This window comes from Salinimicrobium oceani (assembly GCF_012037645.1).
On record NZ_JAAVJR010000007.1, the window covers coordinates 86,781 to 112,561 of the forward strand.

The 25,781-nt window shown below is 42.1% G+C and carries 22 protein-coding genes and 1 tRNA gene; 16 read left to right on the plus strand and 7 right to left on the minus strand.

Annotation, left to right across the window (positions count from 1 at the left end; translation table 11 throughout):
• The first annotated feature begins 105 nt into the window (after positions 1-105).
• From HC175_RS12475 to HC175_RS12485, 3 genes are all read left to right on the plus strand, one after another.
• Entirely contained in the window at positions 106-465 is a 360-nt protein-coding gene (locus HC175_RS12475; RefSeq protein ID WP_168138835.1) for a BlaI/MecI/CopY family transcriptional regulator, read from the plus strand.
• Complete coding sequence (locus HC175_RS12480; protein ID WP_168138836.1) at positions 462-2,573, plus strand: M56 family metallopeptidase; 2,112 nt, start codon at positions 462-464, stop codon at positions 2,571-2,573. Before HC175_RS12475 ends, HC175_RS12480 begins: the two co-directional genes overlap by 4 nt.
• A 109-nt stretch (positions 2,574-2,682) precedes the next feature.
• The gene (locus HC175_RS12485) at positions 2,683-2,832 is read left to right on the plus strand and encodes an SsrA-binding protein (protein WP_168138837.1); all 150 of its coding nucleotides are present in this window, start codon (positions 2,683-2,685) and stop codon (positions 2,830-2,832) included.
• 59 nt (positions 2,833-2,891) lie between these two features.
• Here the strand turns inward: HC175_RS12485 and HC175_RS12490 are convergent, their stop codons facing one another.
• Entirely contained in the window at positions 2,892-3,407 is a 516-nt protein-coding gene (locus HC175_RS12490) for an adenine phosphoribosyltransferase (protein WP_168138838.1), read from the minus strand.
• A gap of 158 nt (positions 3,408-3,565) precedes the next feature.
• On the opposite strand from HC175_RS12490, the gene HC175_RS12495 reads away from it, so the two are divergent.
• From HC175_RS12495 to HC175_RS12525, 7 genes are all read left to right on the plus strand, one after another.
• Entirely contained in the window at positions 3,566-4,051 is a 486-nt protein-coding gene (locus HC175_RS12495; RefSeq protein ID WP_168138839.1) for a YciE/YciF ferroxidase family protein, read from the plus strand.
• Between the two features lie 216 nt (positions 4,052-4,267).
• Complete coding sequence (locus tag HC175_RS12500) at positions 4,268-4,747, plus strand: ferritin family protein (RefSeq protein WP_168138840.1); 480 nt, start codon at positions 4,268-4,270, stop codon at positions 4,745-4,747.
• A gap of 101 nt (positions 4,748-4,848) precedes the next feature.
• Positions 4,849-7,212 carry a S9 family peptidase gene (locus HC175_RS12505; protein ID WP_168138841.1) on the plus strand — a complete coding sequence of 788 codons (2,364 nt, stop codon included), beginning with the start codon at positions 4,849-4,851 and terminating at the stop codon, positions 7,210-7,212.
• 125 nt (positions 7,213-7,337) lie between these two features.
• Positions 7,338-7,784: a universal stress protein gene (locus HC175_RS12510; protein ID WP_168138842.1), complete on the plus strand. Its 447-nt coding sequence runs from the start codon at positions 7,338-7,340 to the stop codon at positions 7,782-7,784.
• A gap of 178 nt (positions 7,785-7,962) precedes the next feature.
• Positions 7,963-10,716, plus strand: coding sequence for a PAS domain-containing protein (locus tag HC175_RS12515; protein WP_168138843.1), 2,754 nt, complete (start codon positions 7,963-7,965; stop codon positions 10,714-10,716).
• Positions 10,700-11,140 carry a response regulator gene (locus HC175_RS12520; protein WP_168138844.1) on the plus strand — a complete coding sequence of 147 codons (441 nt, stop codon included), beginning with the start codon at positions 10,700-10,702 and terminating at the stop codon, positions 11,138-11,140. The genes HC175_RS12515 and HC175_RS12520 overlap by 17 nt, the downstream gene beginning before the upstream one ends.
• Before the next feature lie 87 nt (positions 11,141-11,227).
• Positions 11,228-12,274, plus strand: a complete 1,047-nt coding sequence (locus tag HC175_RS12525; protein WP_168138845.1) for a Gfo/Idh/MocA family oxidoreductase — start codon at positions 11,228-11,230, stop codon at positions 12,272-12,274.
• On the opposite strand, the gene HC175_RS12530 is transcribed toward HC175_RS12525, so the two are convergent.
• Positions 12,261-13,652: an alanine/glycine:cation symporter family protein gene (locus HC175_RS12530; protein ID WP_168138846.1), complete on the minus strand. Its 1,392-nt coding sequence runs from the start codon at positions 13,650-13,652 to the stop codon at positions 12,261-12,263. The two genes, HC175_RS12525 and HC175_RS12530, sit on opposite strands and share 14 nt — an antisense overlap.
• A 319-nt stretch (positions 13,653-13,971) precedes the next feature.
• On the opposite strand from HC175_RS12530, the gene HC175_RS12535 reads away from it, so the two are divergent.
• The 6 genes from HC175_RS12535 (at position 13,972) to HC175_RS12560 (ending at position 19,437) form a co-directional block, all read left to right on the plus strand.
• Positions 13,972-14,045: transfer RNA gene (locus HC175_RS12535), tRNA-Arg, on the plus strand.
• Positions 14,046-14,200: 155 nt separating this feature from the next.
• Positions 14,201-15,277, plus strand: coding sequence for a sensor histidine kinase (locus HC175_RS12540; RefSeq protein ID WP_168138847.1), 1,077 nt, complete (start codon positions 14,201-14,203; stop codon positions 15,275-15,277).
• On the plus strand, positions 15,270-15,947 hold the full coding sequence (locus HC175_RS12545; RefSeq protein WP_168138848.1) for a response regulator: 678 nt from the start codon (positions 15,270-15,272) through the stop codon (positions 15,945-15,947). Before HC175_RS12540 ends, HC175_RS12545 begins: the two co-directional genes overlap by 8 nt.
• 432 nt (positions 15,948-16,379) lie before the next feature.
• On the plus strand, positions 16,380-17,948 hold the full coding sequence (locus tag HC175_RS12550) for a TrkH family potassium uptake protein (protein ID WP_235942615.1): 1,569 nt from the start codon (positions 16,380-16,382) through the stop codon (positions 17,946-17,948).
• Positions 17,949-17,950: 2 nt separating this feature from the next.
• On the plus strand, positions 17,951-18,652 hold the full coding sequence (locus tag HC175_RS12555; protein WP_168138849.1) for a potassium channel family protein: 702 nt from the start codon (positions 17,951-17,953) through the stop codon (positions 18,650-18,652).
• Between the two features lie 98 nt (positions 18,653-18,750).
• Positions 18,751-19,437 (plus strand): DUF2188 domain-containing protein, encoded by a 687-nt coding sequence (locus tag HC175_RS12560; RefSeq protein WP_168138850.1) that lies wholly within the window; start codon positions 18,751-18,753, stop codon positions 19,435-19,437.
• On the opposite strand, the gene HC175_RS12565 is transcribed toward HC175_RS12560, so the two are convergent.
• From HC175_RS12565 to HC175_RS12580, 5 genes are all read right to left on the minus strand, one after another.
• Positions 19,432-20,295 carry a universal stress protein gene (locus tag HC175_RS12565; protein WP_168138851.1) on the minus strand — a complete coding sequence of 288 codons (864 nt, stop codon included), beginning with the start codon at positions 20,293-20,295 and terminating at the stop codon, positions 19,432-19,434. The genes HC175_RS12560 and HC175_RS12565 overlap by 6 nt on opposite strands.
• 1 nt (position 20,296) lies before the next feature.
• On the minus strand, positions 20,297-21,928 hold the full coding sequence (locus HC175_RS12570) for a BCCT family transporter (RefSeq protein WP_168138852.1): 1,632 nt from the start codon (positions 21,926-21,928) through the stop codon (positions 20,297-20,299).
• 23 nt (positions 21,929-21,951) lie between these two features.
• Complete coding sequence (locus tag HC175_RS12575; RefSeq protein ID WP_235942616.1) at positions 21,952-23,088, minus strand: hypothetical protein; 1,137 nt, start codon at positions 23,086-23,088, stop codon at positions 21,952-21,954.
• Positions 23,089-23,304: 216 nt separating this feature from the next.
• The gene (locus tag HC175_RS24640) at positions 23,305-23,430 is read right to left on the minus strand and encodes a hypothetical protein (protein WP_262887233.1); all 126 of its coding nucleotides are present in this window, start codon (positions 23,428-23,430) and stop codon (positions 23,305-23,307) included.
• A gap of 365 nt (positions 23,431-23,795) precedes the next feature.
• Positions 23,796-25,718 carry a tetratricopeptide repeat-containing sensor histidine kinase gene (locus HC175_RS12580; RefSeq protein ID WP_168138853.1) on the minus strand — a complete coding sequence of 641 codons (1,923 nt, stop codon included), beginning with the start codon at positions 25,716-25,718 and terminating at the stop codon, positions 23,796-23,798.
• Between the last annotated feature and the right edge of the window lie 63 nt (positions 25,719-25,781).

The window sequence follows — 25,781 nt, forward strand, 5'->3', positions numbered from 1 at the left end:
TGAACTCAAATAGGTCGAGAAATGCAAAAGAATAACTACAAAAATAGTTGTTTAACGATTTTATTAGTTATGTTTGTTTTAGATTGTGATCCTAAATGAACCAAAATGGAAAAACTTACCAATAAAGAAGAAGAGATCATGAGGATCCTGTGGAAGTTAAAAGCTGCTTTCGTTAAAGAAGTCATTGGCGAGATTCCCGACTCCGGCCTGCATTACAATACAGTTTCAACAATTATAAGAAATCTGGAAGAGAAAGGCTATGTGGGACATAAAGCTTATGGAAAAACTCACCAATACTATCCACTTGTTAGTAAAGAGGAGTACAGGAAGCAATTCATGAACATGGCGACCAAAAAGTTCTTTGACAGCTCCTACAAAAGTGTTGTTTCCTTCTTTGCCCGTGAAGAAAAGATAAGTGCAGAAGAACTCCGGGAGATCCTGGACATCATCGAAAAGAAAAAATGATGCAGGATCTAATTATATACCTTCTCAAAAGCGCAGGATTACTTAGTATTTTTTTCCTGGGATATTTTTTCCTTCTTAAAAATGACACCAGTTTCAATGCGAACCGTTTCTTTTTACTGGCCGGGATTTTCACCTCTTTGCTCCTGCCCTTCCTTGAGATCACAAGGACTGTAGAAGTTGAAACCACCGCTGCTCCATTGCTCCTCGAAAATTTTTCTGCAGAAATAAACCCGAAAACCACCAGTCAAACCCAGTCAACCGACTGGTGGTTAATCGCAGGAATCATATACCTTCTGGGCTGTGGTTTTTTCCTTTTAAGATTTATTCGAGAACTTTTTTCACTGCTCTACCTAATTACAACCCATAAAAATAGTAGGAAAGAGAATTTTTTCATCATCAACAAAGAAGGCATTACTCAACCCTTTGCCTTCTTCAACTATATAGTTCTTGATCCCAGCCAGCATTCTGCTTTAGAACTGGAATTGATCTTGAAGCACGAGATGTCTCATGCCCGCCAATGGCATTCCATTGATCAATTAATTAGCAGTCTGAGCACATATATGCTTTGGTTCAATCCCTTCACATGGTTCTACAGAAAAAGCCTGGTTCAAAACCTGGAGTTTTTGGCCGATAAAGAAGTGGTTGCCGCAAAGGTCTCAAAAAAGGAATATCAAAAGACTCTTCTAAAAATCTCTGTCAGCGGTTTTGAACCGGCCCTGACCAATCAATTTTACCAACCCCTGATTAAAAAACGTATTATGATGATCAACAAAAATCCATCCCGAAAATCTCATTTTTGGAAGACAGGTTTGCTATTGCCTTTTCTTGCATTCTTCATCTTCAGTTTTAATATCAAGACCGAAGCTATGGAAGTTCCTGCGCAGCAGGAGCAGGTTACCACCAATGAACTCACAGTTTATATTACTAAAGAGACAGATAAAAAAGCACTCAGGGCTTATAAGCGCCTTTTTAAACAAGAAGGCGTAGAACTAACTTTTAAGAATCCGCAATATTCCGAAGGATTCCTAATTAATATCGAAGTTAGCTTCAAAAAAGCATCCAGTGGTGCAACAGGAAGTCTTTCCTTAAATAACCCTAATGGAATTTCTCCATTGTTGATCCAAACAAATGGAAAAGAGGTCACTATGTCCCCTCAAAACTCTGTACCAAAACAGCCAGACAATCCTCTTGCAGAAATAGGGAAATCACCACTTTATGTACTTTCCGGCAAGGAGTACAAGAGCAGTCAACTCATCAACAAACACCTTGAAGTAAAAGGAGACTGGCAAGTTCTCCAACCGAAGGAAGCCAGGAAGAAGTATGGTGCCAAAGCTAAAGATGGTGCTATAATTATTCCCCATGAAAATATTGTTGAGGATTTTAAAGCAACATTAAAGGATATAGATCTTTCCCAAATGCCAATGAAGAAGATCTTCATTCACGTACTACAAGATCAACCTCCTGTTTTAATGGGAGTGGACTCAAAGGTTACGGTACATGGATCTTCAAAGCCAACTGCTTTTGAACAACAGGAGATAAGCTTTCACAAAAAACCAGAGGATATTATTGCAGTCGAGGATAAAAATGAAAAATCTCAGAAATTAATTATTCAGGAAAGTAAGCCACTTATAGTGATTGACGGACAGCTACAGAAAGAAGGTTTTGATGTCTCAACTTTAGATCCATCAAGTATAAAAAATCTTATGGTGCTTAAAGGAAACGATGCGACTAAGAAATATGGTCAAAAAGGTAAAAATGGGGTCATCGAGATCGAATTGAGATCTCAGGAAGAACTAAAAAGAACTTCTCAAGAAGATAAAAATGGTGAGGACCCTTCAAAAAGCATTAAATTTTCAGTCTCAACAATTACTTCTTCAGATTATTCGGAAAGAAAAACTTTGTCCGTAAGAGACGTAGGTAGTGCAGATCCAGATGCATCCAAACCTCTTTATGTGGTAGATGGCAAAGAAATGCCTGAAGATTTTAATCCGAATTCTATTTCCAATGAAATTATCGAATCCCTCACAGTGCTCAAAGGAGAAAACGCTACTGATAAGTATGGCGAAAAAGCTTCAAAAGGGGTTATTGAGATCATTACCAGGAAATAATTATTTAATTAGTTTTTTTAAAGCCTTTCCAAAATGACATTTTGGAAAGGCTTTTTCATAAGAGCAGCAATTATTGGAAGTTTTCTATCTTTATAGGAAACCAACCAGTATGAAAAAAACTTTTTTCAAAGCCCTTTCAAAGATCAATAAAAAGGTCCTCCCAAGCTATACAAGGAAACAATTGGATCTTGCTAAAGCTACCAAATTACAAAAGGCGATCCTGGGTTGGAAGATCTGGGTGACAAAAAATTCACTCTAAGAGCATTTAAAATTCTTTTTTGCTTTTATTATTTTTTATTCCGAACTCCCGACTCTCAACTAATAACTAACCAGAGAAACAACATTATAGGCACTGATCTTTTTCTTGCCTTTCAGGAAGTCAAGATCCATAAGGAAGTTGCACTGCACGATCTCCCCACCTAATTTCTCTATCAGCTTACATGCAGCTGCCGCAGTGCCACCCGTGGCCAGCACATCATCATGCAGCAGCACTTTTTCTCCTTTCTCAATGGCATCGCAATGGATCTCGAGCGTATCATGTCCATATTCGAGGGCGTAACTCTCACCAAAGGTAGTGTGAGGCAGCTTTCCAGGCTTGCGCACCGGGACAAATCCCGCATCCAGCTCCTGCGCCAGGAGCGTGGCGAAAAAGAAGCCGCGAGATTCTATGCCCACCACTTTATCTATTTTCTCAGCTTTCAAAAATGTCAAAAAAGCAGCAACAGTTTTTCGGGTAGCAACAGGATCCTGAAGTAATGGCGTGATGTCTTTATAGATGATCCCCGGCTTCGGAAAATCCTTTATATCTCGAATGTAGTGGCGAATATCAAACATAGGTAGTGTTTACCTGCGAAGGTAAAAATAAATAGGCTCTCAAAAAGGGCATTTCTGCTGCTCATTTAGTAAAAATTCAACAAAGATTTATTACTCATTTAACGAGCATCTGCACAGGGTATGGCTAAATTGGATAACAAATATAAAAGCTAGAAAACATGAAAAATTTAAAAGATCTGTTTGAACATCAATTAAAGGATTTGTACAGTGCCGAAAACCAGTTGGTAAAAGCTCTTCCCAAAATGCAGAAAAATGCTAGTGACGACAAATTAAAGAAGGCATTTGAAAAGCATCTTAAAGAAACCGAAGGCCATGTAAAGCGTCTTGAGGAGATTTGTGAAAAGCTGGGAATCAAACCAGGGGGTGAAAAGTGTAAGGCAATGGAAGGTTTGGTAAAAGAGGCTGAATCTTTTCTCGAGGAAGATGCTGAAGAGGATGTGCGTGATGCCGGTTTGATCGCAGAAGCTCAAAGAGTGGAGCATTATGAGATCTCAGGTTATGGTACTGCCGTTCGCTACGCTAAAGAATTGGGACATGATGACATTGCCGCTAAATTGCAAAAGACCCTTGATGAAGAGTATAAAACTGACGACTTACTTACAGACATGGCCGAAGATCGTCTTAACCGCAAGGCAAAATCCTAAACAGCTCCAGATATTTATAAAAAACCGCCCTTCTTTAAAGGGCGGTTTTTTTCATTTAGAAAAGAAAAATGACACGAAAAAGTCGGTTTTAAGATATATTTTGTCGTCTTCTTCCTCTCGTCCCAAATCCAAGTTAACGTAAAAAAATTGGGTAAGAAATGCCCTGGAATTTCATAAATTATATGTTGTAAAAGTACAATCGAAAAAGCCCAGGTGATGAATAATTCAAAGATCAGGGAAGCAACTTTAAGAAGGCTCCTGGAGGAGAATTTCCTAATGTCCAAATTCTGCAGAAGTGCCGCTGAGGCGCTCACTGATCCTTCCCTGAAATACTATTTTCAGAACAACGCCAGTAGACGTTCTCAATTCGCAATAGAACTGGCAGGAGAGATCTCCTTTTATTCCGGAAAGGAGCCGCATACCCCTTTACAAGCTTATGACAGAAGCAGAAAAGGGGAAAAAAGCGGGGAACCTGAACATTTTATCAAAAAAAGCATTAAACGCACAAAAAAGAACCTTGAAAGCTATCAGGAAGCCCTTTGCAAGATCTGCGAAGGATCATGTAGAGAGATCCTTCTGCGCCACAAGGCTTATATTGAAAACAGCCTATTTGAACTCAAATCCATTAAAACTTTAATGAAGTTTCAAAGGCAGGATCATCGCTTTATGAAGGAAGAGCAAAGTCGCATTGCGTAGATCAGACCTTTTAGTTTTCAAAAGCACCAGGATGGTGCTTTTTTTATGTCCCTACCTTTTCCTGCTTATTTTCTATATTGCCATTCAAATTTTTATTTACAATGAGCAAGAAAGTCCTCCTCTATTTTATGGCCTTTATTGGCCTGCAGCAAGCTTACGCACAAACCTCAGAACTTACTGTGGAAAAGATCATGCAGGACCCCTCCTGGATGGGAACCTTTCCTTCAAATGTCAGCTGGGGAGCACACAGTGAAAATATTTACTTTCAGTACAATCCCGAGGAAAATCCTTCAGATTCTCTTTACAGGATCAATATCAAAGATCCAAAAAAGATCGAAAAGGTGAGCTGGCAGCAGCAGGAAAAACTACTTCCGGAGCATGGCGATCTCAATGATTCAGAAAATAAAAAGGTATATACCCGAAACGGTGCCTTATTTCTTTATGACTTTAAAAATCAGAAAGAAAGAGTGCTTTTAGAACTGGGAGAAAATATTTCTGCCCCCCAGTTTATGGCAGATGAATCAAAAGTGAGTTTTATCCTCGAGCACAATGCTTACCTCTATGATCTCGAATCGGGTCACATCCAAAAGTTGACAAATATTGAAACGGGTTCAGAAAAAGAGAAGCATGAGAAAAAGCTTTCTGAACAAGACCAATGGCTTCAGGATGAAAACCTGGGGTTACTTGCGGAAGTACGAAAACGAGATGAAGAAAAAAAATCACGCGAGGCTTATCGCGAATTGACGAAAGAACCAGAACCTTTCACCTATTATTCAGGTGAAAAAAGGATCATGAATATGCAGGTATCACCAACAGGTGATCATGTGAGCTTTCAGCTTTATACCAGCAGTAAGTCTAAGGATACCGAAGTGCCAGATTATGCCGATCTTTCCGGCTATACTGTCAATTTACCTGCACGAAGTAAGGTGGGCAGTGAGCAGGCAAAGCTTGAAACTGCGATCTACAACCTGCAAAAAGACACTGTGTATCTTGTAAAGACCCAGGACCTGCCGGGAATAAAAGATCTTCCAGATTATGTTCAGGATTATCCCGACAAGGAATGGAAGGAAGAAATTAGAGAGGTCTATACCAACGGACCATATTTTTCAGAAGACGGGAAAAAGGCAGTGCTGGTGGTAAGGTCCAGGGACAATAAAGACCGGTGGATCACTTTGCTTGACCTTGAAAGCGGCGCTTTAAAAAATCTTGACCGCCAGCGCGACGAAGCCTGGATTGCTGGTCCTGGGATTGGTCATTCCTGGAGTGGCGGCACTATTGGCTGGTTGAACGATGGCCAGACCATTTATTTTCAAAGTGAGGAAACCGGATATTCTCATCTCTACCTTCTAAATGTCAATACCGGAAAAAAGACCGCACTCACTTCTGGAAAATTTGAGGTGTTTGATCCTTTCCTATCCAAAAATGGCAAAAACTGGTATCTTACTACTTCGGAAGTAGATTCGGGAGAAAGACATTTCTACCAGATGCCAGTAAGAGGCGGAAAAATGGAGAAGCTTACCACCCTCACTGGAAACAATGAAGTGAGTCTCTCTCCAGATGAAAAGTACATGGCAATTCGCCATTCTTACTCAAATCAACCCTGGGAGCTATACCTCAAGAAAACTGCTACAAAATCTGAAGCTCAGAAACTCACAGACGGGCAATCAACTGCCTTTAAAACCTACAACTGGAGGGATCCAGAGCTCGTGAAATTTCAGGCTCAGGATGGTGCCATGGTGCCGGCCAGACTTTACAAGCCTACAGCCGCAACCAGCAACGGAGCTGCCGTGATCTTTGTTCATGGCGCCGGCTACCTGCAGAATGCTCACAAATGGTGGTCAAGTTATTTTAGAGAATACATGTTCCACAACCTGCTGACAGATCTGGGTTATACCGTTCTGGACATCGATTACCGCGGTAGTGCCGGTTACGGGCGTGACTGGCGAACCGGGATCTACAGGCATATGGGTGGCAAAGACCTCTCGGACCAGGTGGATGGGGTGAAATATCTTATTGAGGAACATAAAATAGACCCTTCAAAAGTGGGAATTTATGGCGGTTCTTATGGTGGCTTTATTACGCTTATGGCAATGTTCACTGAAGCCGACACCTTTACCGCGGGCGCAGCATTGCGTTCGGTGACCGACTGGGCGCACTATAATCATGGCTATACCTCCAATATCCTCAATGAGCCGGTGAATGACCCCAAAGCCTACAGGCGCTCCTCTCCTATTTATTTTGCCGAAGGTCTTGAAGGTGATCTTTTGATCGCTCATGGAATGGTTGATGTGAATGTGCATTTTCAGGATGTGGTAAGGCTGGCACAGCGACTAATTGAACTAGGAAAAGAAGATTGGGAAATGGCAGTCTACCCTGTGGAAGATCATGGTTTCAGAGAACCCAGCAGTTGGACAGATGAATACAGGAGGATCCTGAAGTTATTTAACGAGGCGCTTTTGGATTGATCTTTTCAGAGCATTTAAAAACATATGAAAGTCCGGAGTAATTGCTCCGGACTTTTCATTTACAGCTGCAGCAGCTTTCTTGAAAGAAGTAAATTTCTTACCTTTAAGAAACTAATCTTCACTCTATGAAAACTATACTGGTAGCCATCAATGTTGAAAAAAATGCAGATCGACTTCTCGCCAAAGCCGAAGAGATCGCTAAAGCATTTGATTCTAAGGTCTGGATCTTGCATGTAAGCGAACCAGATCCCGATGATTATCTTGGTCTGGAAGCGGGCCCACAGTTCGCTCAGGATAAGCGGGTAGAAAACAGGAAGAGAGAAGGCGAACTGGTAAAGCGACTTGCTGCAGGGCTCCAGGAAAAGAATATAGCAGCCGAGGGTGTTCAACTGGCTGGTTCTACAGTGAAAATGATCAAGGAAGCTGTAAGAAAGGTCAATGCAGACATTGTCATTGCGGGGCACCACAAAAGAAATTTCTTTTACGAGATGTTTGTAGGAAGCATTGAGCAGGACCTCATGGAAGACCTTAATGTACCGGTAATGCTGGTTCCCGTGAAATACAAAGAATAATTAAGTTCAAAATTGTAGGAATTTTCGTAGAGTTTCTGGTGTAGGATTCGGCCAAGATGTTAATTTTATAGGATAATATGCACATCTCTAGAGTGTGTGAAGTTTCATTAGATAATTTTTTCTATATATTTGCTCAAATCTTAACAAAAGATTAAGAATACGAGCAATATCCCCTACGATGACAGAATTCTGCTGGAAAGAAATTTTTGAAGCTATGCCATTTGCATGCCTGGTTTTAAAGCCTCAGCCCCACCATTCCTTTGTGGCAGTAGATGTCAACCAGGCTTACCTCGACCTTACGGAAAATACAAAAGAAAGGCTGCTGGAAAAAGAGTTCAGCGAGGTTTTTCCTTTTCATCCCGGGAGCGACCATCCAGGTTTTAAAGAATCCATCAACTCCATTAAGAAAGCCGTGGAAACTGGTGAAAAGCAGGTGGTGCAGAATTCCCGGTACGATGTAAAAAACAGGCAGACCGGGATCATTGAAGATCGATATTTTTCTTCACAGAATATCCCGATTAAAAATTCTGAAGGAAAGGTGGAAGTCATATTGCACACCACCAAAGAGGTTACACTGGAGCATCATTTTGCCAAACGCGAAAAGGAAATTGAGGAAGAGCTTACAAGCAAGCGGCAGCAATTTGAAAACTTTATTCATGAAAATCCTGATGGCTTATATCGCCTGGATCTAAAAGGAAATTTTCTTCATGCCAATGAAGGTTTGTCTAAACTGGTGGAATTACCTCTTAGCAAGATCATTGGAAACAACTTTTTACCCTTCTTTCCCTCGCATCACAAGTGCCTGCTAATAAGCAACTTTGAAAAGGCAGTTTTGGGTAAGATAGCTTCGTTTGAAGTCGATTTTCTTTCGGCTTCAGGCAAAACCGTAATTCTGAAGATCCTCCTTATGCCTATGTTCATAGATGGCAGGGTGGTCGAGGTACACGGCATCGCCAAGGATATCTCAGAACTTCGAAAAAGTGAAAAAATAGTAGTAGAGAAAAGCAGATTCCTGGAAGTTAATGCTGCCTTTATAAGTTCCCTTCTGGAGAACGAGATCAATGATGAGGCCCTGCAGGAGACCTTTGGCATCATTGCACAAACTGTCGAGGCAGATCGCATGTATTATTTTGGTGCCGATGAAGATCCTGAAACCCTGGAGATCCTTATTAGCCAGAAAGTTGAATGGTGCAGTGGCCATGCCGTGCCGCAGATCCATAATATGGAATTGCAGAACATGCCCATTTCAAAAGTGGAAGAAATTACTGCACCCCTCACCAAGAACCTGCCTTTTACTGCAACCATTGAAGACCTCACCCCGGGTGCACTAAAGGAAATTTTTGAAGAGCAGGAAATTAAATCCATGTTATTGCTTCCCATCTTTGTAACAGATAAATTGTTTGGTTTTGTTGGTTTCGATGACTGTACTAAGATCCGGAACTGGAAAGAGGAAGAGATCACTTTCCTGAAAAGCCTCACCCAGAACCTCACTAATGCCTTTGAGAAAAAGACCGCCCTTGAAAAGGCCAGAAAAAGTGAAGAAGATCTAAAGCGCAGCGAACAGAAATTCCGGTCTCTGGTGCAAGAGGGGTCCGATCTTATAGGGATTTTGAACATTGATGGTTTCTATTCCTTTGTAAGTGAGAATTACCAGAAGTTCCTGGGTTTTGAACCCTGTGAGCTTGTCGGCAAAAACGCGTATCACTTTATACATCCCGAAGATTTTGACAGGGTAAAAGAACAGTTCTTCCTGCTTAAGGAGCAAAAACAGGTAAGGATCTCCCCCTTCAGGTTCAGGAATAAGAAAAATGAGTACCGCTGGGTGCAGACTACTGCCACAAATTTGCTGAATGATTCCGCAGTACAGGGAATTGTAGCCAATTCAAGGGATATCACCACAGTAATTGAACAGGCACGGGAGATCGAGCACATCAATGAGCGGTACAGGCTTGCAGCGACTGCTACAGAAGATCTAATCTACGACTGGGATCTTACTACAAATGAAATAACTCGCTTTCACCGCAGTAGAAAAGAGTTGTTTGGATATCCTGCAGATGCACTGAACAAGCGGGAATTCTGGAAAAAGAACATCCATCCCGATGATCTTGGCCAGGAAAAAAGGAAACTTGGTGAAGCCCTTTCAGATCCCAGGGAAAATTATATCAAAACAGAATACCGTTTTAGGCGGGCCGATGGTACTTATGCCCAGGTGGTTGACAAAGGTTATATTTTAAGAGATCACACCGGCAAGCCATTAAGACTCATTGGCGCTACAAGCGATATTTCAGAACTTACAGTAAAGAAGGAAGCCCTAAAGGTCGCCAATAAGCGTTTCAAAATGGCGATGAAAGCAACCAATGAAATGATCTGGGACTGGGACATAGCTTCAGATTCGGTGACCAGGAGCAAAGGCTATAAGAACATTTTTGGATACGATACTAACGAAGCCACTTCTGTACATTCCTTCTGGCTGAACAAAGTCGCCGAGGAAGACAGGGAAAAAGTAAAAACTTCGCTTCAGGAAGCCGTTTGCGATCCCAATGTCAAAAAATGGAAGCTTGAATACCGCTTCGTAAAAGCCGATGGAAAAATAGCCTATATCCAGGACCGCGGCTACATTTTAAGAGACAAGAACGGCAAGGCTACCCGCGTGGTAGGCGCAGTTCTGGACGTTACTAATTCCAGAAGATTATTACGTAAAATACAACGTCAAAATAAGCTGCTCAAAGAGATCGCGTGGGAGCAATCTCATGTGGTAAGAGCTCCCCTTGCCCGAATTCAGGGTCTGCTTAACTTGCTGGAGCAGGACCAGCAGGAGGAAATGTCTCGTGAAGAGGTCTTGTATCACATTAAGGATTCAGCCAATGAGCTCGATGATATTATTCGCAGCATAGTGGGAAAAACAGAAAAGCTCAATGTTGAGATCCAGTAGAGCTACCTCTCTGGAGATCCTGTTGGTAGATGATGATAAGGTGGTGGCTTTATTACATAAGAACAGGCTGAAGTCCACGAATATAGGCCTCCCACCTGTAATTTGCAGTAATGGCATGGAAGCCCTGGAGCGGCTTCACCGGAATGATCATATCTCAAAACATTTCCTGGTGCTGCTCGATCTCAACATGCCTGTAGTTGATGGCTGGAAGTTTCTGAAATTACTAAAGAAGAATCCGCCGCAGGCCGAAGTTTCCGTAGTCATTGTGACCTCCTCTATTAATCAGCAGGATTATCTCAAAGCGCAGACCTATAATTCTGTGATCCATTTTTGTCGCAAACCCCTTAGCCTTGATTGTGTGAACAGGATCAAGAACCTGGAGCCGGTACGGGAATTCTTCAGAAATGAACTACCTCAAAAATAACAGCTCGCCGAATTAGGTGTCAAAAATGCCATATTTGAGGCACAATATTTTTCTTTACTTCGGAAAGCTTTATCTTGACAAAAAAACATGAGGCAGATACGTACCGCCCTTGTAGGCTATGGGCCTGGCGGAAGAACTTATAACGCTCCCATCATTAAAAGTGTACCCGGTTACCAGATTGATGTAATTCTCACTTCCAGCAAAGAGAATATAAAGGCGGCAACTGAAGATTTTCCGGAAGCGGAAGTAGTTCAGGAATACAACAAGATCCTGCAAAACCCTGCAATAGACCTGGTGGTGCTGGTTCTCCCTAATCATCTACATTTTAGCTACGCCAGGCAGGCCCTGGAGGCCGGAAAGCACGTGCTTCTCGAGAAACCTTTTACCACCCATGTAAAAGACGCAAATGATCTTATAAAGCTTGCCCATGAAAAGCAACTGGTGCTAAGCGTAAATCATAATCGCAGGTGGGACAGTGATTTCCAGACGGTAAAAAAAGTAGCAGAAAGCGGCCTTTTAGGAAACCTGGTGGCATATGAAGCCCATTTTGACCGTTTCAGAAATGAAGTAAAGCCAGGCTGGAAAGAAGAAAAGGAGATAGCCGGTAATGGAATTCTATATGACCTGGGAAGTCATTTAATTGACCAGGCGCTGCACCTGTTCGGGTTGCCGCAGGAAGTTTTCGCCGACATACGTGTGGAGCGGGAAGCTGCAGAGGTACCAGATAGTTTTGAACTTCTGCTCTTCTACCCTCACCTCAAGGTTACGTTGAAAGCCGGCATGCTGGTAAAAGAAAAAGGGGCTACTTACAGTCTCTTCGGAACTAAAGGCAGCTTTGTAAAACAGGGAGCAGATGTACAGGAAGAAGCTTTGAAACAGAGAAAAGATCCTCAAACCGAACCGAATTGGGGCATTGAACCCGAAGAGATCTGGGGGAAATTAAGCACTACCGAGGAGGAAAGAAAAGTGAAAAGCGAAAAAGGTGATTATCGAAAAGTATATACTGGCCTTTATAACGCTATCACTACAGGTGATGTGCCCACTGTGACTGCAGCGCAGGCCCGAGATGTGATAAGGATCATTGAAGCCGCTCACAGAAGTCAGGATGAGCGGCGAGTGGTTACTTTTCAGTAGCAGAATTTACTTCTTTTAGCTTTGAAAAATATCTCTTTGCTTCCTTAAGTACCCGTGGTGCCATGATCAAAGTAGCAGTCATGGTTGGGATCGCCATTAAGGCAAAAAAACCATCTATGAGATTGATCATCATACTAAGTGAGGTTGTTGCTCCCAGCAGGATACTAAGAATGTAGAAGTAATTATAATAATGCTTCCGCTGCGCACCTATAAGAAAGGAGAGGCATTTGCTTCCGTAGTAAGAATAAGAGAACAAAGAAGAAATACTAAAGATCGCAATACAGACCAGGAGAAGGTAATTTCCATAAACAGGAATGGAGGCATCAAAGGCGGCTGCCGTAAGACTTACCCCATTCACATCGTGGGTATTCCAGACCCCGGTGACGAGAATGGCCATTCCGGTAAGGGAACATACCACGAGCGTATCAATTGCAGGCCCTAACATGGCAACAAGCCCTTCCCGCACAGGCTCGGCAGTTTTCGCCGCTCCGTGAGCCATTGGTGCCGTACCTATTCCCGCTTCATTTGAGAATGCACCCCGCCTAATTCCCAAGATGATAAGGCCGCCGAGCATACCTCCCAAAAATGGCTCTCCGGCGTAGTTTTCTGCAGCAAAGGCATCAGTAAAGATGATCCCGAAATAATAAGGCACCTGCTCGTAGTTCACTATTAGAATGATGAGGACTGCAACAAAATAAAGTCCTACCATAAGAGGCACCATTTTAGAAACTGTGTTACTTATTCGCTCGAGTCCACCATAGATCACGATTGCGGTGATAATGGCCAGTACAATCCCGATGCTTAGGTTGGAAATAAAGTTTACCTCTACTCCATTTGGGGTAAGCAGAATATAATTAATGGCCTGGGTGAGCTGATTTACGTTGAAAACCGGCAAAGCACCTACCAGGCCTGCAACACTAAAGAATGCAGCCAGAAGCCACCATTTTTTCCCAAGACCCACGGTAATAAAATACATGGGACCGCCTTGTAGCTTTCCCTCTGAATCTTTTCCGCGGTACATGACGGCAAGTGTGTTGGTAAAGAATTTTGTCGCCATACCAATCACTGCACTTATCCAGAGCCAGAACATTGCACCGGGTCCACCTACTGCAATAGCTACCGCAACCCCTGCAATATTTCCCATTCCAATGGTGGAAGAAAGTGCAGTAGAAAGCGCTTTAAAGTGATTGATCTCTCCCGGATCATTAGGGTCATCATACTTTCCTCGCAGCACTTCAAAAGAGTGTTTGAGGTAGCGAAAAGGAAGAAATTTGGATAGGATGAGCAGATACAATCCGCCCCCGGTAAGTAAAATTAAAAGCGGAAGTCCCCAAACAAAAGAGGCAAATTCAGCTATGAACTCGTCTAGTTTAGCCATAAAACAAATATAGAGGAAGCGGCAGCGATTTACCAAATAATTAATTGCAGCGAGGCAAAAGACGCAAAGGCAATATCTACAAAGTGAAAGAAAGATGATTGTTGCAAATTGACCAGATTCATACGCGATAAACCGGGGTTAATCGCCCTTCCAGAACTACAAGATCCATTATACAGATAGCTTGTACTCTTTTTTAAAAAATTGTTTTCCTTTTTTATAAAATAGCCTATATTTGCACCCGCCTAGGCAAAATGGCAGCAGTCATTTTCTTCGGCGGTAGCTCCACTGGATTTTTTAAATGGAAGTGGGCAGAACATAAGGCCTCGTGGCGCAACTGAATAGCGCATCTGATTACGGCTCAGAAGGTTACAGGTTTGAATCCTGTCGAGGTCACTAAAAAAGTTCACACTCAAAGTGTGAACTTTTTTTTTGGGAAAACCTGCTGTTACAGACAAAGTGATGACATATCTGGAAGTAACAGAAATTTTTACACCACTCCCTATTTTTAAATCCTTTAGCTATACATCTTCCTATCTTTGCACCAGAAGGTGAGACTACTTAAGAACATAGAAAATAATTCATGGTTGCAATCCTTGGTTGGGATCTGCAGCATCTTTTTGATTTCTTTCTTATGTTATCTTTTTGGCGACCTTATTGGTTATCATGTAGTAGCGCTTATTCTTCTCCTGGCCGTTTCTATACTGGCCATGTTCCTGGACACCATACCTATTGTCGCAGTAGCTGTTGTAAGTGCACTAACCTGGAATTTTTTGTTTATACAACCCAAAGCCACTTTTAACATTACTACACCACAGGACGCCTTACTTTTTCTAATGTATTTTGTAATAGCGGTAATCAATGCTGTTTTCACTTCAAGATTAAGAAAGCTGGAGGGCATGGCGAGAGATCGAAAGGAACGAGAAAAAACACTCCAGCTATATAACACACTCCTCAATTCTCTGTCTCACGAATTAAAAACTCCTATTTCGACGATTATTGCTGCAGTAGACACTCTGAAAATGACCACTGCTAAGATTTCTGAAAACAACATTGAAGAGTTGTATAATGAGCTGGAAGTTGCTGGGACGAGATTACACCGACAGGTTAATAATTTGCTAAGCATGAGTCGCCTGGAATCTGATTTTCTTAAATTACAGCTCGACTGGTATGATGTGCATGAGATCATTCACAATGTCATCGATGTCAATAAAAGTAGTACGCATTTCATAAAATTTGCACCGGTTGCTCCACTTCCTTTATTTAAAATAGATGGAATTCTTCTAGAACAGGCACTTCAAAATATTATTCACAATGCATTGGAATACACCCCCCAGGAAACCATTGTTAGTATCTCCACAAGCTTCACAAAAAGAGGATTTAAAATAGAAATATCTGATACCGGCCAGGGCTTTCCTGAAGATAAGTTAGATATGGTGTTTGAAAAGTTTTATCGGCTGCCAAATTCGGCAACTGGGGGAACAGGTCTCGGCCTTTCCATAGCAAAAGGTTTTATTAAAGCCCATAATGGCTCCATTGGCCTGTTAAACTCCCCATCCGGAGGTGCGAAATTCACTATAGAAATACCTGCAGAAATGGCAGCCTTAACTACTACAGAAGATGAATAAAGGAGAAATACTAATCATTGATGATGAACCTCAAATTAGGAAGTTGCTAACTATTGTATTAGAAAGCAATGAGTATAAAGTGATTGCAGCTTCAAATGGCCTTGAAGGCATTCATCTTGCAGCTAATCATTCTCCCGAATGCATTATTCTTGACCTGGGTCTGCCCGATATGAATGGACATGAAGTTCTCAAGGAATTACGGTCCTGGTTCGAGAAATCTCTGATCATTCTCTCGGTGATCGATTCTGAAGAGGATATTGTAAAAGCTCTTGACAATGGTGCAACAGACTATCTTACCAAGCCTTTCAGAACTGGAGAGCTAATGGCACGAATTCGTTCTTCAATGCGATTAAATCAAAGTGCAGAAATACAACAGACCATTATTTCGGACGATCTTGAAATCGACCTTATTTCGCGTACGGTCTATAGAGAAAATAAGACTGTAAAGCTTACCTCTACGGAGTATAATCTTCTGGCACTCTTAGCCAAAAACCAGGGAAAGGTACTCACACATCAATACCTCTTAAAAAACATCTGGGGGTTAGGGGCACAAACTGAGACTCAATATCTTAGAGTTTTCATCGCACAACTGCGAAAAAAGCTCGAAAAAGATCCCAATCGTCCGGTGCACTTCATCACAGAAAGCGGAGTAGGTTATCGCTTTCTGTAATCTTTATAAAATCTTTATACCGGCCAGGAAATCTTTACACTCCCCTTATATTTTCCCCTGTACCTTTGCTGGCTACCAGAATCAGGAGAGAAAAAAGTAGGGACATTTATATAAGCTTCGTCTAATGTGGTGAATTGGGATGTTCTTCTAATAAGATTCTAATATTTCTTTGACCTGTTTTTTTAACTGGTGAGCTCTAATTTTCTGCAGTTGAAATTGACCGAAAAATACAAAAGGGATAAAATTAACAGAAGACTCAGAATTCTCCGAAAATTTTCATTTTGGCTCAGTCTCCTTAGCGTATGCGTAATCATTTTTGATCTGGGCTTTAGTCACACTCCCAGGGTAGAAAATTTTCTTACCGAACTCTATCTTTTAACTCTTTTTATTGGGAGTACCTCAATTGTGATAAGGTACATTGTTTCGTTCAAAATGTTTTCTACAAAGGTGAGGATCTTTGATGGTTGCATACTTTTTCTGAATTCTCTTCTGCTTCTAATCAAATTGGATCTCTTGCTGGAGCTTATTCCCTGGCTCAGCTTTTTTAATAATATGGGATGGTTGTACCTGGCATTGCTAGCTTTCTTTTTACGAGAATCTTCTGAGCTTCAATTAAGTCTTGACCGTGAAATTTTGAATCCGGCACAGGTCTTTATGATCAGCTTTTTAGGTTTAATATTCATGGGCACTCTCCTGCTTATGTTACCCAAGGCAACCCATGAAGGAATTTCGGTAATTGATGCACTATTTACTGCAACCAGTGCAGTTTGTGTTACAGGTTTGATCGTAGTTGACACCGGAACATATTTTACAAATTTCGGGCAAACTTTGATCCTTATTCTTATTCAGCTTGGGGGGTTGGGAATTATGACCTTTGCCAGTTACTTCTCCTACTTCTTCCGCGGAAAAAGTTCCTATGAAAATCAGATCATGTTAAGGGACCTCACCAATTCAGAAAAGATTGGTGAGGTTTTCAGCGTTTTAAAAAAGATCGTTTTTCTTACTTTAATTATTGAAGTTATCGGTGCTTTTATAATTTTTCTAAGTCTAAAGCCAGGTATTGTAAAAGGTTTTACAAACCAATTATTTTTCTCAATTTTCCACAGTATCTCTGCCTTCTGCAATGCTGGTTTTTCTACTCTCGAGAATAGTTTGTACGAACCCGAATTCAAGTTCAACTACCCCCTTCAAATAATCATTGTTTTCCTGTTTATTTTAGGAGGCATAGGTTTTCCTATTCTCTTCAATCTTTATAAATATTTCAAGTATTTTTTCAAAAATCAGTATGCGAAATTGGAGCACCCATCTAACAGGATATACACTCCATGGGTGATTAGCTTAAATACCAGAATAGTCTTATTAACCACAACACTTCTTCTCCTGCTGGGGACAGCCTTATTTTATTTTTTTGAATTTAATAACACGCTTAAGGAGCATTCGTGGTTTGGAAAATTAATAGTGTCATTTTTTGGAGCTGCTACCCCAAGAACTGCAGGTTTTAATACGGTTGACATGGGAGCGTTAAATTTTTCGACTCTTATGATCATCTTTATTTTAATGTGGATTGGCGCCTCTCCAGGATCTACCGGAGGTGGTATCAAAACCAGCACCTTTGCACTTACTACTCTTAATTTTTTAAGCCTCGCTCGGGGTAAGGATCGAGTGGAAGTTTTTCGAAGAGAAATTTCCGATCTCTCCATTAGAAGGGCTTTTGCAATAGTTGCTCTATCGCTTGTGGTAATAGGTACTTCCATTTTCCTTATCGCAACATTTGACAGTGAAAAAACCTTATTGAGCATAGCTTTCGAATGCTTTTCAGCCTATAGTACAGTAGGTCTCAGCATAGGGATAACATCCAAATTAAGTATGGCTTCAAAAGTGGTTATTATAATCACAATGTTTATAGGAAGAGTAAGTATGTTGACAATCCTAATTGCCTTCTTAAGAAGAGTGAAATATTTAAATTATAAATACCCTAAGGAAGAAATTCTAATGAACTAATCATGAAATATATAATTATTGGCCTTGGTAATTTTGGCGCCTCCCTTGCAGAAAAACTGACAAAACTCGGAAACGAAGTTATCGGGGTAGACATGAACATGAGCAAGGTAGAGGCTATTAAAGACAGGATCACTCATGCAGTAAACTTAGATTCAACCGATATTACTGCAGTTTCCAGCCTGCCCCTAAAAGATACTGATATTGTTATTGTTGGAATAGGAGAAGATAAAGGAGCAAATATCATGGCTACTGCTCTTATGAAACAATTGCATGTAAAACGACTTATAAGCCGGGCTGTTTCACCACTTCAGGAAATGGTCCTGGAAGCTATGGGAGTTGATGAGATCATTCATCCAGAGGAAGAAACAGCCGAACGATGGTCGAAAAAATTAAATCTGCAGGGCGTAGTAGATTCTTTTGAAGTAAATCGCGATTACAGCATTATAGAAACTACGGTCCCTGAAATATTTCATGGTCGCACTCTTGAAGAAATTGGTCTTAAAAGGCAGTACGACATTATTGTGCTCACCACAATTAAGATAAGCAGAGAAAAAAATGAACTGGGAACGTCTCGCAAGGTGTCTAATGTGCAGGGAGTTGCTTCTGCAAAGACAATTCTCCATCAGGATGATATCATGGTCCTCTACGGCCATAATAAGAACCTCAAAAAACTTTTAAGGGATCAAAAGAGTATTTCTTTATAATTTTTGGACCGGCAGTTAATCTGAAGAGCTTCAAGCCTGACTTCGAGTGCTGCACTTCTGGCACAGCAATAATTTTCTTATCTTAATGGGCAAAAGAATTGTTCGGATTTCAAGACATTCCAAAGTTCCTGCTGGCCTTTTTCCTGGTGCTGCCTTTAATTTCGATCTTACATGAAGCAGGACACGTGTTCTTTGCCTGGCTAATGGGCGCGAAGAACATACGAATTGTGGTGGGAAGTGGGAAGCCGATATTTAATCGCGGAATTCTCGAGGTTCGCCAGTATTACTTCTGGTATGGCTTCTGCACCTTCGAAAATATAGAACGTAAAGAGAACCTGGCCAATATCCTTATTTTTTCGGGTGGTGCCTTTTTTAACCTTCTTAGCACGGGTGCCGTGATCTTTATGGTAGAGCAGGAAGTTCTTGAGCCTGGAATGCTCACCTATCAATTCACCTATTTCTCCATGTACTATGTTTTTTTCGCCTTATTGCCCATGCTCTATCCCGGCGGAAATTTTAGCGACGGCAAGATCATCCTGGAACTTTTAAAGAATAAAGATGAAATTATTAAAGAACGGACCTACCATGTGAAGTGGAATACTGAATCAAATCAATGGCAGATCCTGGCCCACGACGGTGAGGTTGCAGCCTCTTTTGAAACTGAAGAAGAGGCAGTGGACAAAGCACGAGCACTTGCACAGGAAAACCGACCCAGTCGCGTCATCCTTAGTACAGGGGAAGACGAAGAAAAAGAGATTCAGAATTACCCGCGAATTCCTCTATGATGATTTGACCACCCAGAGAGGCACATCAAGATTGGCATTAAAGAGTTCTTCGGTCACCGTGCCTACCGCAAAAGGGGAAAAAGTATTTCCTCCTTTATCTGAAACCACTAGCAAATCAACTCCCGAATTTCGGAGGTTAGCCATGATCTTTTGCGCGGCACCCGATTCCCTTCCCATGAAAATGAGTGGTTCAACAGCTTCTGCAGCATCTAATTTTTTGAGAAATTTGTCAAATTTTTCCCGAACATGCTTTTCCACCTTAGGTCCCATAGATTCCGGAGTGACGTAAGGAGAAAATTGCACCGGCACACTGTACACATTCACCACCTTTAACTGAACGTCATGCCCCTGCTGTAGCTCTTTTGTGATCCTGAAGACTTTTCGGGAATCCTGAGAGAAGTCGGTTCCTGCCCATATCAACTCTATTTTTTCCTTTGCAGCTGCAGGTACAGCCAGGATATCACAGCGCAACAGCCGCAACAACTTACCACTCACCACGCCGGTTCCTTTTTCATGCTTCTTATTGCCAACTATCGCGAGATCGATCGCGTATTTTTCAACGATGTACTTGAGCAGCGATTCGCTGTAAGGATCTTCGGAAATGAGCACCTCCCAGTTTGCAGGAGCCGAAAAATGGATCTTCACCTTTTCATTTAATTCATCTCCAATAACCTCATCAAGGTTGACTTCCTTGAGGTGTTCTTCAAAGAGTTCTGATATTTCGTACTTCTTAATATTATGAACAAAATATACGTTCTCGGCCTGCAACCTTTCAGCAATAAAAGAAGCGTAGGTAATGAGTTTTTCATCTATTGCTGAAAGATCGAGCGCTACCAGTATGTTTTTTACCTTTTTCATATTATTTGACTTGATCACTGTCTTTATTATTTCTTCCTCTCTTTTTAATGATGTCTGAGATCACTTCCTCGTAGCTCTCCAGTTCCTTTTGAGCTTTCTTCTCTTCGGCCTTTAAGTGTTCGTCGCGCACTCCTGTATAGAGGGAATAGCACATAAAAAGCAGAATAAAAGCAAAGGGTAGGCCTGTGACTATAGATGCTGTTTGCAAGGCCTGCAATCCGCCGCCAATGAGCAGCACCGCCGCTATGGTACCTTCGGCCACAGCCCAGAAGATCCTCTGCCCCACAGGAGCATCGATCTTTCCGCCAGAGGTAAGGCTATCTACCACAAGCGAACCTGAGTCTGAAGAAGTCACGAAGAATCCTGCGATCAAGATCACCCCAATCACATTCAGCACCACTGCAAAGGGAAAATCTTCCAGGAACACAAAAAGTGCAGTTGCGACGTTATCCTCAACAGCATTAATTATAGTTTGATCTCCCGCCAGTGCCTGTTGGATCGAGGTGCTTCCGAAGGCAGAGATCCAGAAAAAGGTAAGCAGTGACGGCACGATGAGCACTCCTAGTATGAATTCCCTGATGCTCCTGCCTTTTGAGATCCTGGCAATGAACATTCCCACAAAGGGGGACCATGCAATCCACCAGCCCCAGTAGAACACTGTCCAGGCATTTTGCCAGTTTTTACTGGTGTAACTCTCTGTCCAGGTAGAGATCTCCAAAAAGCTGTAAAGGTAATTCCCGGTATTCTGCACGAAAGATTGGAAAATAAATATTGTTGGCCCAAGCACTACAACAAGGAGCAACAGGATCACTGCGACTCTCATATTCCACTCGCTTAAGAATTTCACTCCCTTATCCACCCCCAGCACCACCGAAATTGTTGCAATGGCAGTGATCACAGCAATAAGGGTCACCTGCGTAATGATCCCACTGTCGAGTCCAAAGACATGGGAAAGTCCAGCTGCGATTTGCTGAACTCCTAAACCCAAAGAAGTGGCTAATCCAAATAAGGTGGCCAGCACCGCAAAAATATCGATAAGGTCTCCTCTTTTTCCGTAGATCTTATCTCCCAGGATTGGATAAAAGACCGATCGAATAGTGAGCGGCAGGCCGTGGGAATAGGTAAAATATGCGAGGGAAAGACCTACCAAAGCATAGATACCCCATGCATGAAAACCCCAGTGTAAAAAGGTGAAATTCATAGCCTCCTGTGCAGCTTCGGGCGTACCACCCGCAGTTAACGGCGGATTCATAAAATGGGTGACAGGCTCGGCGATGCTCCAAAAAAGCAGTCCAATTCCCATCCCAGCACTAAAGAGCATGGCAAACCAGGAGAGGGTCTTGAATTCTGGCTTGGCGTCCTTCCCTCCTATCCTAATATTTCCGTATTTGCTGAAGGCGAGATAAAGTACAAAAATGAGGAAGATGTTCACACAAAGCACAAAGAACCAGCCCCCGCTATTAGCTACAAAATTTTGGATACTGCTGAAGTAACCTTCTGCCTGTTCCTCAAATATGAGCGTGAGGGCAATGCTTATAATTATAATTATGGATGATGTGAAAAATACCGGACCATTGACATCGAGCCCCATGATAGATTTTCGTTCATCACTTCTTACGATCTTTTTTGCCATCTCTTAAATTTTTCGCGGTGGATCTAGAAATAGTATCCGAAATTAATATTGAATCTCGCTTCCCATTTGGCGTTGGGATTACCTGCAGCGAAATCGTTCACAAAATTGCCGCCCAACCATGAATGATTGTAGCCAGCGGCATAATCTATATAGGTGTACAAATTTCCAGCGGTGACCAAAATTCCGGTAACGTTCATAACAGAATCTTCAAAGCCTGACTGGGCTTTCTGCATATATCCAAAGTCATTGTAAAACTGAAGATTGGAAACGGGGCCCCAACTCACCGGAACATCTCTGGCAACGGCCAGGGTGTACAGGTTGAAATCTGCAGCGACTTCATAAGGCGCACCATAAGCAGCCATAGTGATCGTTTCTTCGGAAGTTCCTTCTGCGTCTTCGGGACGATGAGACACGAGCATAGCTTCCGTTTTTAGATTCCACAGCTTGTAACCGGCCTCATAATGAACAGCCAGCGCGTAATGATCACCTGTTTCTTTAGTTTCAATGTTATAAAGTCCGCCGTATTGTCCGGAAAAGCCCAGGCGGGATCTTGTGCTATCGCCCCATTTATACAAGAGTTTGATATTCGCCTGGTGCACTTCTTTATTATTTCCTGCAACATCATAAGAATACCTGCTCGGGGAAACCGCTGAAGCATCACCAAACCTCAGTTCTTCAGCATTTTTGAAATACGCCACCTGGTATTCCCACTGTTCTCCCAGGTGCATGTATTTAATTCCCATATCGTGATCATCTTCGAGACCTACATAGTAACCAAGATTAAAGAACCAGTTATGAGAGTTGTATTGCTGTATTCCAAAAGGCACCTGCGTAAGACCTACCTGCAGCTCTTTTATTTCATTGAACCTGTACCCAAACCATCCCTGTTTAAGCATTCCTCCTCCAAAAGCCTGGGAATAAAGTCTGTACTCTGCATTAACATAAATGCCCTGATAGGCGGCTACTGCATTTATTCTGAACATATCATAACCAAAATCTCCACCCCTGCGCTTCTGCTCAGGTTTCCAGGAGGAAAGGTTGTAATTGAAGCGCAGAGCCCCACCAATATCAACTTCAGGGGTATTTTGCGCAAAAAGAGAACAGGTGGCAAACCAGCAAAAAGAAAATGTCAGCCAAAGATTTTGTTGAAATTTCTTCATGGGTAAAGATTAGATGTCTTTCAAGATAAATCTTCTATGATGGAAAGAAAATCTAAGCACCCTTAAAGTATTGTTAAGTTTGTTCCAAAACCATCAGGAGGGGCTGGAAATAAGAGATCCTGCTCCTAATGAAGATCCATTAAAAGTATATTCCAAATGACCGCTAAATTCAAAAGCCTATGGAATTTTCGCCATAAAAAGGCGCCAAACTGGTTATTACGGAAGGAATACCTGGAATCTCACTTCCAGCCAAATGAGGTATAAGATCACTACCAGAATGACAATAGTTCTAACCATCGTAGGTGCGTGGTAGTAAAGGCGTTTAGGAAGTTTCTTAAACATACAGAGCTTTTTTGGACCTAGGAGAAAAAGGTTGTGAAGCTCTTAGCGTAGGAAGTGATGCACAAAGATAAGGGGATTTCGGCCGCTTTTGACCTGCCGGTTGAGCTATTCCTGCGAGCAGGCCAAAACTTTATGATTTGCAAGCTACATGTTTTCCTATTCCTGAAAAGCCCTGGTGTGTCTAAAATATAGCTGCCCCTAACATCCACGCAGCCTGGTAATTTTCTAAATCCATTCTCTACTTCTCATTTAGAAAACTTAGCACAAGCTTAACTTTAACAGTCTCAGCAATAAGATGTTAAAAATGACATTTTTGACACCTCTTCCTGCAGATGATTTCACGGATGTTCACGATGATAAGATGCCTATGATTCGGCCGGCAACATTATTTCTGCCTTTAATCCTTTTCCTGAGGTGTCAAAAAAGGCTTTTCCATTCACGGTTTTCAGGCGCATGTGGATATTCTTAATTCCGTTACCAGTGGCAACTTCCTCTTCTGAAGTTCCTTTTCCATTGTCTGAATAAGAAACCTTCAGCAGCTTTTTATCAGGTGTAAAAATGAGCGCAACAAGGGTGGCATCGCTGTGTTTTTTAAGGTTGACCATCATTTCCTGAAGCACACGAAAGAGAACGATCTTTTTTTCGGGTTCAAAGCGATTCCAGTTGATCTCCTGCTCGCCTCTCACGATAAGCTTTACACCATTGGGCGTCGCATGAGAGAGCATTGATAACAAATCCTGCAGGTAATGTTCCCCGGTATCGATCTCGCGGTTTTCACGAGAGAATTCCCGGGTGCGCTGGTAGATCTTTTCCAGTCTGTCTACAATAGGAACGGGCGCTACAGACTCAAGGTTGCTCATCACGTTGTAAATATCATTCGCCAGTTCATCATGAATTCTTTTGGAGATCCTCCTTTCGGTAAGGTAAATTTCCCTGAGTTTTTCCTTCTTGCTGCGCTGTTTTAAATAATAGGAATAAGCCACCGCCGTGAGCAGAATGAGCAGTGCAGCCAGCGAGATCAGCACCGTTCTCGTTCGCAGCTTTTCTGTGCGAAGCGCCTGACTCTCATTTTCGGCTTCCAGCAAATTGATCTCCTGTTGTTTTCTTTCCTCGTCAAAACGCACCTTTGCAAAATGGGCTTTACTTCGCAGGCTCACTTCCTTTAAGCTGTCACTGAGTTCGAGATAACGATCCAGATATTTGTCCTTTTCCTGTCCACTGCTTAAAGAAATGAGCCTTGTTAGCGCAGTTACTTCTGAAGTATGGCTGTGGTTTGATCCTGCCGCCTCAAGCATTGCTCTTGCATAAGCCTGAGATTTTGCCGGATCTTTGTCGCTGTAATATTCTGAAAGATGGGCGTAACTTGTTATAAGCCCTTCCCTGTCCTGTGCTTTTAGCCTCTCCTGCATAATAGCCAGCAACTGAGGCTCCACCCTCGCAGAAGAATCCTTTAACCACTTTGTAAAATAGTAGTTGTCCAGAAACCTGTTCCGGGATTCGGTATCGGGTTCAGAACTATGGGTGATCTCCTCCAGGATCTCAAGAGCTTCATCGTACTTCTCCTGGTTCTTAAGCGCTATTGCAATATTGTGCATATAGCTAAGGCTGTCTTTTCGCGACACCGCAAATTGCAGGGCATTAGCAAATTCTCCAATGGCATCTTCGTTAAACCCAAGGCTCATATAGCACAAGCCAACTACATTATACGCCGAACTCACATAATTGGAATCCTTCTCCCTGTCCAGAAATTTCAAAGCTTCTGTGGCAGATTCCTGACTCCCTGCAAAGTCTCCCATTTCATTCTGTGCATTGGCCATGTCAAGCGAACGCCTGGCTGCCATTGCAGTATCGCCAAGCTTGAGGTAAAGTTGCCGTGACCGGAAAGCATTTTCAAAGACCGCCTCGGGATCTGCATAATACCGGTTCATTACAGATTTTCTGTAAAAACCTTTAGCCTGATAAAATAGATCATTTTGCAGCTCGGCTACGCTAATAAGGCTATCGATCCAGCTTTGGGTCGCTTCTATTTCGCCCAGCCTGCTCATGGCATAGATTTTTCCTTCCAGCAAAGCAGGTAAAACAGTATCCTGCCTATCTTTCACCAGCTCAAGACCTTTATTATAAAGTTCTAATTTCTCGTTTGGATCTGAAGATTCATACCCAAGCTCGTAGAAATATGCAGGGGTTCCAGGTTCTGGGTAGGGCGTTGCAGATTGAGGATCCTTTTCCTTCTCGCAGCTCCACAGGCACACCAGGAGACAAATTAATATGATCTTCAAGTGCTTCATTGCTCAAATTTAACAAAAAATCATCAGTTTTGTTAAGGATTTTAAAAAATATGTTAAACTAAA

Coding starts and splice junctions, on each gene's coding strand:
- HC175_RS12475 (WP_168138835.1), top strand. CDS start 106: ATGGAAAAACTTACCAATAAAGAAGAAGAGATCATGAGGATCCTGTGG.
- HC175_RS12480 (WP_168138836.1), top strand. CDS start 462: ATGATGCAGGATCTAATTATATACCTTCTCAAAAGCGCAGGATTACTT.
- HC175_RS12485 (WP_168138837.1), top strand. CDS start 2,683: ATGAAAAAAACTTTTTTCAAAGCCCTTTCAAAGATCAATAAAAAGGTC.
- HC175_RS12490 (WP_168138838.1), bottom strand. CDS start 3,407: ATGTTTGATATTCGCCACTACATTCGAGATATAAAGGATTTTCCGAAG.
- HC175_RS12495 (WP_168138839.1), top strand. CDS start 3,566: ATGAAAAATTTAAAAGATCTGTTTGAACATCAATTAAAGGATTTGTAC.
- HC175_RS12500 (WP_168138840.1), top strand. CDS start 4,268: ATGAATAATTCAAAGATCAGGGAAGCAACTTTAAGAAGGCTCCTGGAG.
- HC175_RS12505 (WP_168138841.1), top strand. CDS start 4,849: ATGAGCAAGAAAGTCCTCCTCTATTTTATGGCCTTTATTGGCCTGCAG.
- HC175_RS12510 (WP_168138842.1), top strand. CDS start 7,338: ATGAAAACTATACTGGTAGCCATCAATGTTGAAAAAAATGCAGATCGA.
- HC175_RS12515 (WP_168138843.1), top strand. CDS start 7,963: ATGACAGAATTCTGCTGGAAAGAAATTTTTGAAGCTATGCCATTTGCA.
- HC175_RS12520 (WP_168138844.1), top strand. CDS start 10,700: ATGTTGAGATCCAGTAGAGCTACCTCTCTGGAGATCCTGTTGGTAGAT.
- HC175_RS12525 (WP_168138845.1), top strand. CDS start 11,228: ATGAGGCAGATACGTACCGCCCTTGTAGGCTATGGGCCTGGCGGAAGA.
- HC175_RS12530 (WP_168138846.1), bottom strand. CDS start 13,652: ATGGCTAAACTAGACGAGTTCATAGCTGAATTTGCCTCTTTTGTTTGG.
- HC175_RS12545 (WP_168138848.1), top strand. CDS start 15,270: ATGAATAAAGGAGAAATACTAATCATTGATGATGAACCTCAAATTAGG.
- HC175_RS12550 (WP_235942615.1), top strand. CDS start 16,380: ATGTTTTCTACAAAGGTGAGGATCTTTGATGGTTGCATACTTTTTCTG.
- HC175_RS12555 (WP_168138849.1), top strand. CDS start 17,951: ATGAAATATATAATTATTGGCCTTGGTAATTTTGGCGCCTCCCTTGCA.
- HC175_RS12565 (WP_168138851.1), bottom strand. CDS start 20,295: ATGAAAAAGGTAAAAAACATACTGGTAGCGCTCGATCTTTCAGCAATA.
- HC175_RS12570 (WP_168138852.1), bottom strand. CDS start 21,928: ATGGCAAAAAAGATCGTAAGAAGTGATGAACGAAAATCTATCATGGGG.
- HC175_RS12575 (WP_235942616.1), bottom strand. CDS start 23,088: ATGAAGAAATTTCAACAAAATCTTTGGCTGACATTTTCTTTTTGCTGG.
- HC175_RS24640 (WP_262887233.1), bottom strand. CDS start 23,430: ATGTTTAAGAAACTTCCTAAACGCCTTTACTACCACGCACCTACGATG.
- HC175_RS12580 (WP_168138853.1), bottom strand. CDS start 25,718: ATGAAGCACTTGAAGATCATATTAATTTGTCTCCTGGTGTGCCTGTGG.